The sequence below is a fragment of the Streptomyces scabichelini genome (assembly GCF_011045015.1).
Taxonomy (GTDB): Bacteria; Actinomycetota; Actinomycetes; order Streptomycetales; family Streptomycetaceae; genus Streptomyces; species Streptomyces scabichelini.
Genome location: NZ_JAAKZY010000137.1, coordinates 15,203 through 27,665, shown reverse-complemented (window position 1 = coordinate 27,665; position 12,463 = coordinate 15,203). Strand labels below are relative to the sequence as shown.

Sequence of the window (12,463 nt, the reverse complement as noted above, 5' to 3'; positions counted from 1 at the left end):
TGTATAAGAGACAGGGGTGTCATCGCCGCCGGGCCGGTTGCGGCGCCGTACGGCGGTGGATGGGTCCCCCGGGGGCGTACCAGCTCGCCTTCTTCCGGACCGCCGGGGACGGGTCGGCGTCGCGGGTGCGGGTGAGGGCGTCGGCCGCTTCGGGGTGGGTGTGCACCCAGCGGCCGACCAGTTCCGCGGCCATGGACCGCACGTGGGCGTCGGGGTCATGGTGCAGCAGCCGGATGCCGCGCGGGAGGACCACCGCGCTGTCGGGGCGGCATGTGTCCGTCTTGCAGCGGTCGCAGGACAGGGCATGCAGGGTGGCGTACCGGACTTGGGCAACCGGGTCGTCGAGCATGGCGATCAGGTCGTCCATGGCCTCCGCGACGACGAGGTGGTCCAGCAGGTTGCAGCACTGTTCGCGTACGCGGGGGTGGGGGTGGCGCAGGCCCCGGCGGATGGCGGGTACGGCGGCGTGGCCGTGGCGCAGCAGTTCGCGGAAGGCCTCGGGGCGCCGGGGCTCGCTGCCCAGCGCGTGGACCAGGGCGTCTGCCCGTACGTCTGCCAGCGCGTCTGTCGGTACGCCTGTCCGTACGTCTGTCCGTACGTCGGCAAGTGCTTCCGTGGGTGAGTCGGTTGTCGGCATGCGCTCCACCTCCCCTTCCCCCATCCGCTCGCTCCCGTCGAGTCTGCGCGCGCACATTCGGCGCCGACAACTCATTTACAGGGCAGAGGACGAGAGGGGGGCGAGTTCCGCTCGGCCGAACAACAGGGCGTACCCGGGTGGGAGTTGCCTCAGCACGCGGACCACGAGGTCGTCGCCCACAGTCGACGCGAGGACGCTCAGGACGGAGCTGACGTCCCATCGGGCCGTGGCCGGGGTGGCTCCCTCGATGCGGGCGGCGACGTTGTCCACGAACTCGGCGGCGGTCAGCTGCCGGGTGGCCGGTATCTGGGAGGCGATGACTCGCGCGGCCTCCTCGGGCAGCCGGCGCGCGAGGTCGACGCGTTCGTCGCCGATCACGTGGCCGCCGAGAGCGGACAGCACGATACGGGTGACGCGTTCCGCCTCCGCCACGGTGGTGTACTGGCCGGCTTCCCGTACGGCGTCTATCAGGCTGGCCCAGCTCGTCGCACTCGTACCGGTACCAGTACCAGTACTCCGCGCGCTCGGGACAGTTGTCACGCCGGTCCCGGTCGTCATGGCCGTCACGCCGGTCCCGGTCGTCATGGCCGTCGAGGCCGTCATGGTCGTCGTGCTCGCCCCGCTTCTCATCGCGCGTTCTCCTCCGTTTCGGTCTCAGGGCATGGGCCGGCCTCGCCCCGCGGGCGGGCCCGCGGGGCGGTACGGCACGGTGGCCGTCGGTTGTTGAGCTCCGTTGTTGAGCTCCGTCGGCTGTTGAACTCCGTCAGCTGTCGAGCTGCTTGCGGCTGCCGCCGGAGATCTCGATCCGGCGCGGCTTGGCCTGCTCGGCCACGGGGATGCGCAGCGTCAGGACGCCGACGTCGTACGAGGCGTCGATGCGCTCCGTGTCGAGGGTGTCGCCGAGGAACAGCTCGCGCGTGAACGTGCCGGTGGGGCGCTCGGCGGCGATCACGTCCGCGCCCTCGGGAGCGGGGGAACGGCGCTCGGCGCGTACGTTCAGCACGTTCCTCTCGACGTCCAGGTCGATCGACTCCGGGTCGATGCCGGGGAGGTCGAAGTGGACGATGACGTCGTCACCGGAGCGGTAGGCGTCCATCTGCATCGCCGCGGGACGTGCGGAGGCGCCGAAGACCTGCTGCGCGAGGCGGTCGAACTCACGGAAGGGGTCGGTGCGCATGAGCATCACGGGTCGCTCCTTTCTTGCGGTTCATGCGATGCCGGGTGCGATGCCCTACGGCTTCTTATATAACTCCATGGAGAAAAGTTGACAAGCCCCGACTCAGTCCTCTGATTCAGCCCCCGACTCAGCCCTCGACCTGCTCCTCTCCGAATCATTGGCCTCGGCTAGCCTCGGTGCGACGTACGCAGCTCCCGACGTACGCAGTTCGCAGGAGGCAGTGATGGCGAAGGTACCGGCCGCGGCGGTGGCGGCGAGTGGGCTCATCGGCGGGTACGGGGTCGCTCGCTGGACCAAGAAGCGGCAGCTCGGCGGGGCCGTGCTCGCCGTCGCCGGAGCCGCGGCCGCGCAGCAGTGGCGGCAGCAGGCGGGCGGGAAGGCCGCGGGGGCGCTGAGCGCCGCGTATGTCGCCGCCTTCGCCGGTTCTCATCCGCTGGCCAAGAAGGTGGGGGCCTGGCCCGCGGTGTTCGGGGCGGCCGGGGCCGTCGCGCTGGCCTCCTGGGCGGTCGCCGACCGCCGGAGCTGAGCCCGGTTGAGTCCGGCTGGGCCTAGCCTGCGGTTGGGGCCCGGAACACCCTCCGGTACGCCTGCGGACTCGTACCCACGACCCTCTTGAAGCGGTCCCGGAACGCCGTCGGGGAGCCGAAACCCGCCTGTGCCGCGATCCGTTCGACGGGGTGCGTCGTGGTCTCCAGGAGGTGCTGGGCGCGGCGGACCCGTGCCCGGTGCAGCCACTGCAAGGGCGTCGTACCGGTCTGTTCGCGGAAGCGGCGGTTGAGGGTACGGGCGCTGGTGCCCGCGTGGGCGGCGATGTCGTCCAGGGTCAGGTCCTGGTCGGCGTGCTCGTCCAGCCAGCGCAGGAGGGGTTCCATCGTGGCGCCGGCCGGGGCCGGGGGCTGCGGGTGGACGATGAACTGGGCCTGCCCGCCCTCCCGTTCGAGCGGCATGACCGAGAGGCGGGCCGCGTCCGCGGCGACGGCCGAGCCGTAGTCCTTGCGGATCATGTGCAGGCACATGTCGAGCGCGGCGGCGGAGCCCGCCGAGGTGAGGAACTGGCCGTTGTCCACGTAGAGGACGTTGGCGTCGACCTCCACCTCCGGGTACATGTCCGCCAGATACGGGGCGGCGACCCAGTGCGTGGTCGCCCGCAACCCGTCCAGGAGGCCGGTCGCGGCGAGGATGAACGCGCCCACGCAGACGGAGGCGATACGGGTGCCGTTCGCGGCGGCCGCGCGCAACGCCTCCGCCACCTCGGGCGGCAGCGGGACGGTGGGGTCGGCGGTGCCGGGCAGGATGATCGTGTCGGCCTCGGCCAGGGCCTCCAGGCCGTACGGCGCCCGCAGCGTGAACGAGACCGTGCTTACCGCCTCCGCCACCGGGACCGCGTTCACCTCCTCCTGCGCCGCGCAGACCCGCACCCGGTAGGCGTTCCGGCCGTCCGGCAGCCGGGCGCGCGAGAACGTGTCGATCGGGGCGGAGAGGTCGAAGGGGATGACCTGGTCGAGGGCGAGTACGGCCATCGTGTGCATGGCGAAAGAGTAGCCAGGAGCCTGGCAATGCCCGGCAATGCCTGGCGAGAATCCGTTGACCCCTGGCAATCCCGCCACTTCTCGACGGTCCCGTACGCCGCCTAACGTCCCTCCGTGACCAAGTTTCTTCTCGCCGTGCACGTCATCGCCGCGATCGTCGCGATCGGGCCCGTGACCGTGGCCGCCAGCATGTTCCCGCCCAGCGTGCGCCGGGCCCTCGCCGAGCCGGGCGATCCGCGAGCGGTGGAGACCGTACGGCTGCTGCACCGGATCTGCCGGGTGTACGCCACCGTCGGCGTCGTCGTCCCGGTCTTCGGGTTCGCCACGGCAAGCAACATGGGTGTACTCGGAGATGCCTGGCTGATCGTCTCGATCGCCCTGACCGGACTCGCGGCCGCCGTCCTCATCGCCGTGGTGCTGCCTCGGCAGACGGCGCTCCTCGAGGCGGCGGAGGCCGGCGGGACCGGCGGAGCTGACACCGTCGGCAAGGGCGCCGAGCACGCCCAGGCCACCAAGACGGCCCCGGACACCCGCGCCGCCGCTCAACTGGCCATGTCCACCGGCATCTTCAACCTTCTCTGGGCGACCGTCACGATCCTCATGATCGTCCGCCCGGGTTCCACTACAGGGGCCTGACGCTCCTAGCGATGGGCGAGGATCAACCAGTCCGCCGAGTCCGAGTCCTCCCCGGCCGCCCGGAACTGGCGCGCCACCGACGCCGCGATCAGTACCCCGGCGCTGATCACCAGCGTGAAGAACCCGAAGGCCAGGGGCCACATCGACGCGTCCTGTTCGGGGTGGGCCTGGAAGGAGGCGTACATGAGCGCCACCGGGGGCATCGCCACCAGGAGAACGGGCCAGGCGAAGGCGTCGCGGTGGCCGAAGTAGGCGGCCAGGAGGAGCAGGCTCACGGCGAGGATCGCGACGCCGAGGCCGGTCACCGGGGTCGTCTCGCTCGTGGAGCCCGGTGAGGCGGGGCGGTTGCGCAGGTCCCAGGGCATACAGAGGAGGTAGGCCGTCGCGGACAGGGCGACACCCAGCGCGCGGGTCAGCCAGCGTTCCGCCGTGGGGCGCTTCGACAGGGGTTCCAGCAGCTTCGCGGTCTTCGCGGTCAGCTTCTCGGTCATGTCGGTCATGGGTCCGAGGGTTCCCCGCCGTGCACGCGGCCGACAGAGTACGCGTACTCAGTTGCCCCTAGGCCCCGCTACCGATCCCCTGAACGTCGCCCGGTACGCCCCCGGCGACACCCCCAGCGCCGCGTGGAAGTGCTGCCGCAGGGACGCGCCCGTGCCGAAGCCCGCCTCCGCCGCGATGCGGTCGACGGTGTGGTCGGTCTGTTCCAGCAGCTCACGCGCCCGGTCGACGCGGCGCTGGGTGATCCACTGCATGGGCGTGAGGCCGGTCTCCTCGCGGAAGCGGCGGCTGTACGTACGGACACTCATCGCGTCCCGCGCGGCCAGGTCGCGCAGGGTCAGCGGGTCGCCCAGCCTGGCCAGCGCCCAGGCGCGTGAGGCGGAGGTGGTCGAGCCCGCGCCCGAGCCCGTCAACTGCCCGTCCGGAACAGGGCGTTGGATGTACTGCGCCTGGCCGCCCTCCCGGTGCGGCGGTACGACCGTACGGCGGGCGACGTCCGCCGCGACCGCCGCGCCGTGGTCCCGGCGGATCATGTGCAGGCACAGGTCGATGCCGGCCGCCTCGCCCGCGGAGGTCAGTACGCGGCCCTCGTCGACGTACAGGACATCGGGGTCCACGCCCACCGCGGGGAACGTCCGGGCGAAGAGGTCAGTCGACAGCCAGTGCGTGGTCGCCCGCAGCCCGTCAAGGAGTCCGGCCGCGGCGAGGACGAACGCGCCTGTGCAGATGGAGGCGATACGCGCGCCACGAGCACGGTCCATCGCTTCGGCCAGCTCCGCGCTCAGGCCGCCGGGCTTCAGGTACTCGTCCTCCTCGTGCGACGACGGGACGATCACCGTGTCGGCGGTCGCGAGGGCCTCCGGGCCGTGGGGCGCGTAGATCGGGAAGTCCGCGTCAGTACGGACCATGCCGGGCGTGACGGCGCAGGTCAGGAGCGTGTAGAGCGGCTGCCCCGAACGTGAGGTCGCGTTGCCGAACAGCTGGTGGGCCAGGCCCAGTTCCATCGGCAGGACGCCGTCCCGGACGAGGACGGCCACTCGGTGCGTTGCGCCTGCCACCGGTGCACCTTCTGCCACCACCATGGCCAGATTCTTGCACATCATGGCCATCTGGCCACTCGTCGCGGCGTCCCCGAAAACGGAGGGTCGACGCCATGACCACGAACACAACCACCCGACCCTCAACCCGCACCCCATGGATCGTCGCCACCGCCGCCGCCCTCGCCATCGTCACCGCCGGCGCCTTCACCACCCTCGCGGGGCTGCTCGTCGGGCCGCTGCACGAGGAGTTCGGGTGGTCGCGGGGCGCGATCGGGCTCGGGACGTTCGTGAACATGGCGCTGTACGGGGCGACGGCGCCGTTCGCGGCCGCGCTGATGGACCGGTTCGGGATGCGGCGGGTCGCGGCGACCGCTCTCGCCCTCGTCGCGGCGGGCGCGGGGCTGACCACGACCATGACGGCGTCCGCCCAATTCCTCCTGTACTGGGGCGTGTTCGTGGGCCTCGGCACGGGCGCCACGGCGACGGCGTTCGCGGCGACGGTCACCGAGCGGTGGTTCGTGGCGCGGCGCGGGCTGGTCACGGGGCTGCTGACGGCGGCGAGCGTGGTGGGGCAGTTCGTGTTCCTGCCGGTGCTGTCGGAGGTGATCGACGCGTACGGCTGGCGTGCCGCCGCGCTCGCCCTGGCCGTGGCGGCGACGGGCGCCCTGCCCCTCGTATGGCTGCTGCTGCGGGACCATCCGGCGGACGTGGGGCAACCGCCTTACGGGGCAAAGGAGTTCGTGCCCAAGCCCGCGCCCGTGCCGGGGGCCGCCCGGCGAGCCTTCCGCGTCCTCGCCGACTCCGCCCGTACGGCACCCTTCTGGCTCCTCGCGGGTACCTTCGCCGTCTGCGGGGCGTCCACCAACGGCGTCATGTGGACGCACTTCGCACCCGCCGCGCACGACCACGGGATGCCGGTGACCGTCGCCGCCTCGCTGCTGTCGCTCATCGGGATCTTCAACGTGGCCGGGACGGTCGGTTCCGGCCTGCTGACCGACCGCCTCGACGCGCGCCGCCTGCTGGCCACGTACTACGCCCTGCGCGGCCTCACCCTCCTCGCGCTGCCGCTGCTGCTCACCGCGACCGTCGGGCCGCCGATCGTCACCTTCGTCATCGTCTTCGGTCTGCTCGACGTGGCGACGGTCCCGCCGACCCTCGCCCTGTGCCGCGCGCACTACGGCTCCGACGCACCGGTCGTCTTCGGCTGGATCAACGCCGCCCACCAACTGGGCGCCGGCCTCGTCGCCTTCCTCGGCGGCGCAGCCCGCGACGCCTTCGGTTCGTACGACTTCGTGTGGGTGGCGGCGGGGGCACTGTGCGCGACGGGCGCACTGATGGCCCTCACGGTGAGGCGGCCGGAACAGGCGGTTGCGCTACCGCGCCCCTAAAGGAGGCCGCAGGCCTTCCTTTAGGGGCGCGGGGAACTGCGCGACCAGCCACAACGAACCCGCAGGCTTCGAACCGCCGAACCGCCCCTTCATTCGAACCGCCCCTCAGCGGAGCGCCATCGCCGTCAGCGGCCGCGCGATGTCCTCCAGCGACCGGCGTTCCGCCCTGATCGCGAGCGCCGCCGCGACAAGGCCCGCCGCGCACATCAGGGCCGCGCCGATCTGGAAGGCGAGGACGGTGTCGGCGACGACGCCCGTCTCGGTCAGCTTGGCGAAGAGCAGGGGGCCGCTGATGCCGCCGGCCGCGGTGCCGATGGCGTAGAAGAAGGCAATCGCCATGGCGCGGGTCTCCATGGGGAAGACCTCGGAGACCGTGAGGTATGCGCTCGACGCGCCCGCCGAGGCGAAGAACAGCACCACGCACCAACAGGCCGTCAGGGTCGTCGCGCTCAGCGAGCCCTGGTCGAAGAGCCAGGCCGTGCCGAACAGCAGCAGACCCGAGAGCAGGTACGTCGACGAGATCATCACCCGGCGGCCGACGGTGTCGAAGAGCTTGCCGAGCAGGAGCGGGCCCAGGAAGTTGCCGGCCGCGATGACGGCGAAGTAGTAGCCGGTGTCGGAGGTCGAGACGTCGAAGAACGTGGTGAGGATCGCGCCGAAGCCGAAGGTGATCGCGTTGTAGAGGAACGCCTGGCCGATGAAGAGGGAGAAGCCGAGGACGGCGCGTCGACGGTACTGGGAGAAGACCGTACGGGCGATCGTGAGGAAGCCGATGCTCTGGCGTTGGCGGATGGTGATCTCACCTGCGGGGCGCGGGAGTTCGCGGTCGGCGTGCTCCGCGGCGACCTGCTCCTCCACCTGGGAGACGACCCGCTCGGCCTCCTCCTCCCGGCCGTGGATCAGCAGCCAGCGCGGGCTCTCCGGGACGTTGCGGCGTACGAGGAGGATGACCAGGCCGAGGACGACGCCGAGGGCGAAGGTGAGGCGCCAGCCGACGTTGACGGCGAACAGGTCCGTGTTCAGCGCGACGATCGACAGCAGCGAGCCGCCGATCGCGCCCAGCCAGAAGCTGCCGTTGATGATCACGTCGACGCGGCCGCGGTAGTGGGCCGGGATCAGCTCGTCGATCGCGGAGTTGATCGCCGCGTACTCGCCGCCGATGCCGAAGCCGGTGAGGAAGCGGAAGGCGAAGAACCACCAGGAGTGGAAGGAGACGGCCGTCAGGGCCGTGGCCCCCAGGTAGACCGCGAGCGTGATCATGAACAGTTTCTTGCGGCCGAAGCGGTCCGTGAGCCGGCCCCAGAACAGGGCGCCTAAACAGGCCCCGGCGACATAGAGCGCGGCCGCGATGCCCGTGACCTGCGCGGAGGAGATCGGCAGGCCGCTGCCCTCCTCGGAGAGGCGGCCGGCGATGTTGCCGACGACGGTGACTTCGAGCCCGTCCAGGATCCATACCGTGCCGAGGCCGATCACCACCATCCAGTGCCAGCGCGACCAGGGCAGCCGATCGAGGCGGGCGGGGATGGCGGTGGTGACTGTATCGGTACCGGCACAGGCACCGGCACCGGTGCCAGTGCCTGTGCCTGCACCTGTACCAATGCCTGTGCCGGTTCCGGACTGCGGCTCGGTCGCGGACATGGGCTCCCTCCTCGTCGAGCGAACCCGGAACGGGTCCCCGACAGCCGAGGGATTACGCTCCCACTGCCCGCGACACCGCGTAGATGACAAGACCCGCCAGCGAGCCCACCACCGTGCCGTTGATCCGGATGAACTGAAGGTCCCGGCCGATGTGCGCCTCGATCTTCTTGGTGGTGTGCTCCGGGTCCCAGCTCGCGACGGTGTCCGTGATGAGGGAGGTGATCTCGTCCCGGTACGTCGTCACCACGTACACCGCCGCGTCCTCGACCCAGCCGTCGATCTTCGACTGGAGATTCGGCTCGGTGGACATCCGCGCGCCGAGCGACAGCAGCGACGCCCGCACCCGCAGCCGCAGTTCGCTGCGCTCGTCCTCGGCGGCGGACACGATCATCTGCCGTACGGAGGACCAGGCGGAGGCGATGATGTCCTGCACCTCGCCACGGCCGAGGACCTCGCGCTTCAGGTTCTCCACACGCCCGCGGGTGTCGGTGTCGGACTGCAGGTCGGCGGCGAAGTCGGTGAGGAAGCGGTCGAGGGCGCCGCGGGCCGGGTGCGCGGGCATGTCGCGCATCTCGGTGACGAAGCGCAGCAGTTCCTTGTAGACGCGCTCGCCGACCCGCTTGTCGACGAACCGCGGGGTCCAGCCGGGAGCGCCGCCCTGCACGGCGTCCATCACCTGGTCGTTGTGGAGGACCAGCCAGTCGTGGGCCCGTACGCAGATCAGGTCGACGGCCCGTTTGTGGCCGCCTTCCGCGACGACGCCTTCCAGCATCTTCCCGATGCGCGGGGCGATCTCCGCCGAGTCGGCCCGCCGGTTGATGGCCTCCCCGACGATGGCCTGCACATCGGAGTCACGCAGCACCGCCAGGGCGCCCCGCAGTGCGGTGGACAATTCCGCGGTCACCCGGTCGGCGTGCTCCGGATGGGCGAGCCAGGCGCCCAGGCGGCTGCCGATGCCCACGGCGCGCAGGCGTAGCCGTACGACCTCCCGCGACAGGAAGTTCTCGCCGACGAACTCGCCCAGCGAGATACCGAGCTGGTCCTTCTTCGTCGGGATGATCGCGGTGTGCGGGATGGGCAGGCCGAGGGGGTGGCGGAAGAGGGCGGTGACGGCGAACCAGTCGGCGAGCGCGCCGACCATGCCCGCCTCGGCGGCCGCCGCGACATACCCGGCCCAGACACCGGCGCCCTCGTGGGACGCCCACTTGGCCAGTACGTAGATGACGGCGACCAGGACCAGCAGGCCCGTGGCCGTGGTCTTCATCCGGCGGACGCCGCGGCGCTTCTCCTCGTCGGCAGGGCTGTAGTACCCCATGGCCCGGTTACTGGACCCGGCCCGGTTACCGACCCCGACCGGCCGGGCACTCTGCCCTATGAGATCTGTTTCATCCGCTTTCGTACGTTCCATCCACTCCACCCGTTCGCAGAACCCGTACCCATTGTCCCTTTCCTGCGCGCCCAGTGATCCTGCCCTCTTCCTGACCTACTCCTGGAACGGAACAGGAGTTCCCGGCGTCTGTCCGGTCGGGGGGCCGGAGACGGGCTGGGGGGCCGGTCTGACACCTCCCGTGCCATGCCTCATCATGGGGTCATCACACCGGAGCCTCGGGCTCCCACTGCTCGAGGAGACACGCACCGCATGACCAAGCGTCACGGTTATGCCCTGCTATCCGCGGTCGTGGCCATGATCGTGGCCATTTCCGCCGCCATATACGTCGGGGTCGGTTTCGACGACGGCGAGGCCCAGGACACGCTCGCCACCGGCCGTACGCCGCACAACTCGGCGGCTCCCGCGTCCTCCGGCATCTGGGTCGGCGCCTGGTCGGCGGCCCCGGCCGGCGCCGAGCCGGGCACGGAGACGAACGGCCTGGCCGGCCATTCCGTACGCAATGTCGTGCACGCGGGCGTGGGAGGCACCGCGGCGCGCATCACGCTCTCGAACCTGTACGGGCAGCAGCCGCTCAACATCACCCACGCGTCGATCGCCGTGGCGGACACGGCGAACAACGCCGCCGCGGCCGCCGACACCATGCGCCGCCTCACCTTCGGCGGCAATCCCTCGGTGATCGTCCCGCCCGGGCAGCAGGTGGTCAGCGATGCCGTACGGCTGCTGATCCCGCACGACACCGACATCCTGGTGACCACGTACTCGCCCACGCCGTCCGGACCCGTCACCTACCACCCGACGGCGCGGCAGATCTCCTACGCGGCACAGGGCGACCACACGGAGGACGTGACCGGTACCCCGTACACCGCGCGGACGCCCTACTGGCGCTATCTGACGGCCGTGGACGTGCTCAGCAACGAGACCGAGGGCACCATCGTCGTGATCGGCGACTCCCTCACCGACGGCGTGACCTCCAGCATGGGCGAGAACCGGCGCTGGACGGACGCCCTCGCCGACCGGCTGCGCGACACCGGCCCAGGCGGCGACAACTCGGCCGGGCCCCGCTACAGCGTCGTCAACCAGGGCATCAGCGGCAACCGCTTGCTGGCCGGCGGCCTGGGCCGCCCCGCCGGGAACCCCAGCGGCCTGTCCCGCTTCGACCGCGACGTCCTCGGCCGCACCAACGTCAGGGCCGTCGTCGTCGCCCTCGGCGTCAACGACATCCTGCGCACCCCGCACCAGACCGACGCCGACAAGATCGTCGACGGTCTGCGCGAGGTGACACGGCTGGCCCACAACCGCGGCCTGCGGGTCATCGGCGCGACCCTCATGCCCTTCCAGGGCCACCGCGGCTACCGCCCCCACCTCGAAGCCACCCGCCAGGCCGTCAACGCCCAGATCCGCTCCGACAAGGTCTTCGACGACTACGTCGACTTCGACGAGGCACTCCGCGACCCCTACAACCCCCGCCGCCTGGGCTCCGAGTACGACTCGGGCGACCACCTGCACCCGAGCGACAGGGGTTACGAGGAAATGGCCGAGGCCTTCGACCTGGACATACTGAAGGGGTCGGCTCCGGCAGAGCTGTGAGCGCCCCTGACGGGGCGCCCCGTTAGGGGCGCGGGGAACTGCGCGACCAGCCACGACGCACCCGCAGCTTCGAACGGCCTTCCAGCGGAGCTCAGTCCCGCCCGCGACGCCGCTCGTCGCGATCCTCGTGCCGCGCCCGCCGCCGCTCCTCCCGATGCTCCCGCATCAGCTCCCGATGCTGCTCCATCGCATCCCGGTGGATGGAACGCGCCTGGTCCAGCGCATCCCGATGCGCGGAGTCACCCTCCAGCTCCCCCCGCCGGGAGGCCTTCCGCTCCAGCTTCTCCTGGCGCCGCGCCTCCTTGACGCGCAGCCGCTCCGCCCTGGTGAGCTTGCGTGAGACGCCGACGCCGCCCCAGAAGGCGAAGCCCGTGACGATCACGCGCGGGGCGCCGGGATCGCCCCGTACATGCTCCCCGAGGTGATCGAAACCGCCCATGATGCCGATGCCGCGGACGACGACCTCGACGCCGGGCGGCACGATGACGTCTATGCCGCCCATGATCGCGACGCAGTTGATGACGACCTCGCGGTCCGCGAAGTCCGCCTCGCGCAGGTCGATGGTGCCGCCGCCCATGATCGCGACGGAGTCGAAGCGCTTCGGCACGGTCCAGCGCCCCTTGCGCTCGAACCCCGACATGACCGCGACGCCCCACTCGGAGGTTCCCTCCCCGCCGACGATCCGGCGGGCCCAGTCGCCGGACTCGGCGGGCTGCTTGACCATCGACACGGGAGAAGGCGGCGTCACGCCGGCCACGGGGAGATCGCGGGTGATCGGCGCGAGTTCCCCGTACGTACGGGCCTTGTACGTCGCGTCGAGCCGTTCCTCGAACTCCTCCATGTCGAGGCGCCCCTCCGCGAGGGCGTCCCTGAGCACTTCGGCGACTCGTTCACGGTCGGTGTCTGACGCCCGGAGTTCGGGGAGCTCTTCGGTCATATACGG

Annotated in this window: 13 protein-coding genes; 4 read left to right on the top strand and 9 right to left on the bottom strand. The window is 71.0% G+C overall.

All coding sequences use genetic code 11. The features are described from left to right. Positions 1–19 precede the first annotated feature (19 nt). The 3 genes from G5C60_RS33360 to G5C60_RS33350 form a co-directional block, all read right to left on the bottom strand. Positions 20–637, bottom strand: coding sequence for a HEAT repeat domain-containing protein (locus G5C60_RS33360; RefSeq protein WP_165264754.1), 618 nt, complete (start codon positions 635–637; stop codon positions 20–22). Positions 638–712: 75 nt separating this feature from the next. After that, the gene (locus G5C60_RS33355; RefSeq protein ID WP_241267271.1) at positions 713–1,267 is read right to left on the bottom strand and encodes a DUF2267 domain-containing protein; all 555 of its coding nucleotides are present in this window, start codon (positions 1,265–1,267) and stop codon (positions 713–715) included. Between the two features lie 133 nt (positions 1,268–1,400). After that, positions 1,401–1,820, bottom strand: a complete 420-nt coding sequence (locus tag G5C60_RS33350) for an Hsp20/alpha crystallin family protein (protein WP_165264759.1) — start codon at positions 1,818–1,820, stop codon at positions 1,401–1,403. Between the two features lie 217 nt (positions 1,821–2,037). Between G5C60_RS33350 and G5C60_RS33345 the strand changes: the two genes are divergently transcribed. Further along, the gene (locus G5C60_RS33345) at positions 2,038–2,340 is read left to right on the top strand and encodes a hypothetical protein (RefSeq protein ID WP_165264753.1); all 303 of its coding nucleotides are present in this window, start codon (positions 2,038–2,040) and stop codon (positions 2,338–2,340) included. Positions 2,341–2,362: 22 nt separating this feature from the next. On the opposite strand, the gene G5C60_RS33340 is transcribed toward G5C60_RS33345, so the two are convergent. Next, positions 2,363–3,343, bottom strand: a complete 981-nt coding sequence (locus tag G5C60_RS33340; RefSeq protein ID WP_165264752.1) for a GlxA family transcriptional regulator — start codon at positions 3,341–3,343, stop codon at positions 2,363–2,365. Between the two features lie 114 nt (positions 3,344–3,457). Here G5C60_RS33340 and G5C60_RS33335 point away from each other — a divergent pair, with 114 nt between their 5' ends. Then, a complete protein-coding gene (locus G5C60_RS33335; protein ID WP_165264751.1) occupies positions 3,458–3,979 on the top strand; it encodes a protease in 522 nt (173 codons plus the stop codon). A 5-nt stretch (positions 3,980–3,984) separates the two neighbouring features. Here the strand turns inward: G5C60_RS33335 and G5C60_RS33330 are convergent, their stop codons facing one another. Both G5C60_RS33330 and G5C60_RS33325 read right to left on the bottom strand, forming a co-directional pair. Next, complete coding sequence (locus G5C60_RS33330; RefSeq protein ID WP_241267270.1) at positions 3,985–4,479, bottom strand: hypothetical protein; 495 nt, start codon at positions 4,477–4,479, stop codon at positions 3,985–3,987. Between the two features lie 48 nt (positions 4,480–4,527). Next, on the bottom strand, positions 4,528–5,559 hold the full coding sequence (locus G5C60_RS33325; RefSeq protein ID WP_241267269.1) for a GlxA family transcriptional regulator: 1,032 nt from the start codon (positions 5,557–5,559) through the stop codon (positions 4,528–4,530). 71 nt (positions 5,560–5,630) lie between these two features. Here G5C60_RS33325 and G5C60_RS33320 point away from each other — a divergent pair, with 71 nt between their 5' ends. Further along, on the top strand, positions 5,631–6,905 hold the full coding sequence (locus G5C60_RS33320; RefSeq protein ID WP_165264749.1) for an MFS transporter: 1,275 nt from the start codon (positions 5,631–5,633) through the stop codon (positions 6,903–6,905). Between the two features lie 105 nt (positions 6,906–7,010). Here the strand turns inward: G5C60_RS33320 and G5C60_RS33315 are convergent, their stop codons facing one another. Beyond that, on the bottom strand, positions 7,011–8,543 hold the full coding sequence (locus tag G5C60_RS33315) for an MFS transporter (RefSeq protein ID WP_165264748.1): 1,533 nt from the start codon (positions 8,541–8,543) through the stop codon (positions 7,011–7,013). Positions 8,544–8,595: 52 nt separating this feature from the next. Further along, positions 8,596–9,951 (bottom strand): DUF445 domain-containing protein, encoded by a 1,356-nt coding sequence (locus tag G5C60_RS33310; protein ID WP_165264747.1) that lies wholly within the window; start codon positions 9,949–9,951, stop codon positions 8,596–8,598. Positions 9,952–10,182: 231 nt separating this feature from the next. Here G5C60_RS33310 and G5C60_RS33305 point away from each other — a divergent pair, with 231 nt between their 5' ends. Then, on the top strand, positions 10,183–11,520 hold the full coding sequence (locus G5C60_RS33305) for an SGNH/GDSL hydrolase family protein (RefSeq protein WP_165264746.1): 1,338 nt from the start codon (positions 10,183–10,185) through the stop codon (positions 11,518–11,520). A 91-nt stretch (positions 11,521–11,611) separates the two neighbouring features. Here the strand turns inward: G5C60_RS33305 and G5C60_RS33300 are convergent, their stop codons facing one another. Further along, positions 11,612–12,457, bottom strand: coding sequence for a DUF1707 SHOCT-like domain-containing protein (locus tag G5C60_RS33300; protein ID WP_165264745.1), 846 nt, complete (start codon positions 12,455–12,457; stop codon positions 11,612–11,614). Positions 12,458–12,463 lie beyond the last annotated feature (6 nt).

What these genes read in the sequence shown, in the direction of transcription:
- G5C60_RS33360 (WP_165264754.1), bottom strand. Translation starts at nt 637, where the DNA reads ATGCCGACAACCGACTCACCCACGGAAGCACTTGCCGACGTACGGACA.
- G5C60_RS33355 (WP_241267271.1), bottom strand. Translation starts at nt 1,267, where the DNA reads ATGAGAAGCGGGGCGAGCACGACGACCATGACGGCCTCGACGGCCATG.
- G5C60_RS33350 (WP_165264759.1), bottom strand. Translation starts at nt 1,820, where the DNA reads ATGCTCATGCGCACCGACCCCTTCCGTGAGTTCGACCGCCTCGCGCAG.
- G5C60_RS33345 (WP_165264753.1), top strand. Translation starts at nt 2,038, where the DNA reads ATGGCGAAGGTACCGGCCGCGGCGGTGGCGGCGAGTGGGCTCATCGGC.
- G5C60_RS33340 (WP_165264752.1), bottom strand. Translation starts at nt 3,343, where the DNA reads ATGCACACGATGGCCGTACTCGCCCTCGACCAGGTCATCCCCTTCGAC.
- G5C60_RS33330 (WP_241267270.1), bottom strand. Translation starts at nt 4,479, where the DNA reads ATGACCGACATGACCGAGAAGCTGACCGCGAAGACCGCGAAGCTGCTG.
- G5C60_RS33325 (WP_241267269.1), bottom strand. Translation starts at nt 5,559, where the DNA reads ATGGTGGTGGCAGAAGGTGCACCGGTGGCAGGCGCAACGCACCGAGTG.
- G5C60_RS33320 (WP_165264749.1), top strand. Translation starts at nt 5,631, where the DNA reads ATGACCACGAACACAACCACCCGACCCTCAACCCGCACCCCATGGATC.
- G5C60_RS33315 (WP_165264748.1), bottom strand. Translation starts at nt 8,543, where the DNA reads ATGTCCGCGACCGAGCCGCAGTCCGGAACCGGCACAGGCATTGGTACA.
- G5C60_RS33310 (WP_165264747.1), bottom strand. Translation starts at nt 9,951, where the DNA reads ATGGAACGTACGAAAGCGGATGAAACAGATCTCATAGGGCAGAGTGCC.
- G5C60_RS33305 (WP_165264746.1), top strand. Translation starts at nt 10,183, where the DNA reads ATGACCAAGCGTCACGGTTATGCCCTGCTATCCGCGGTCGTGGCCATG.
- G5C60_RS33300 (WP_165264745.1), bottom strand. Translation starts at nt 12,457, where the DNA reads ATGACCGAAGAGCTCCCCGAACTCCGGGCGTCAGACACCGACCGTGAA.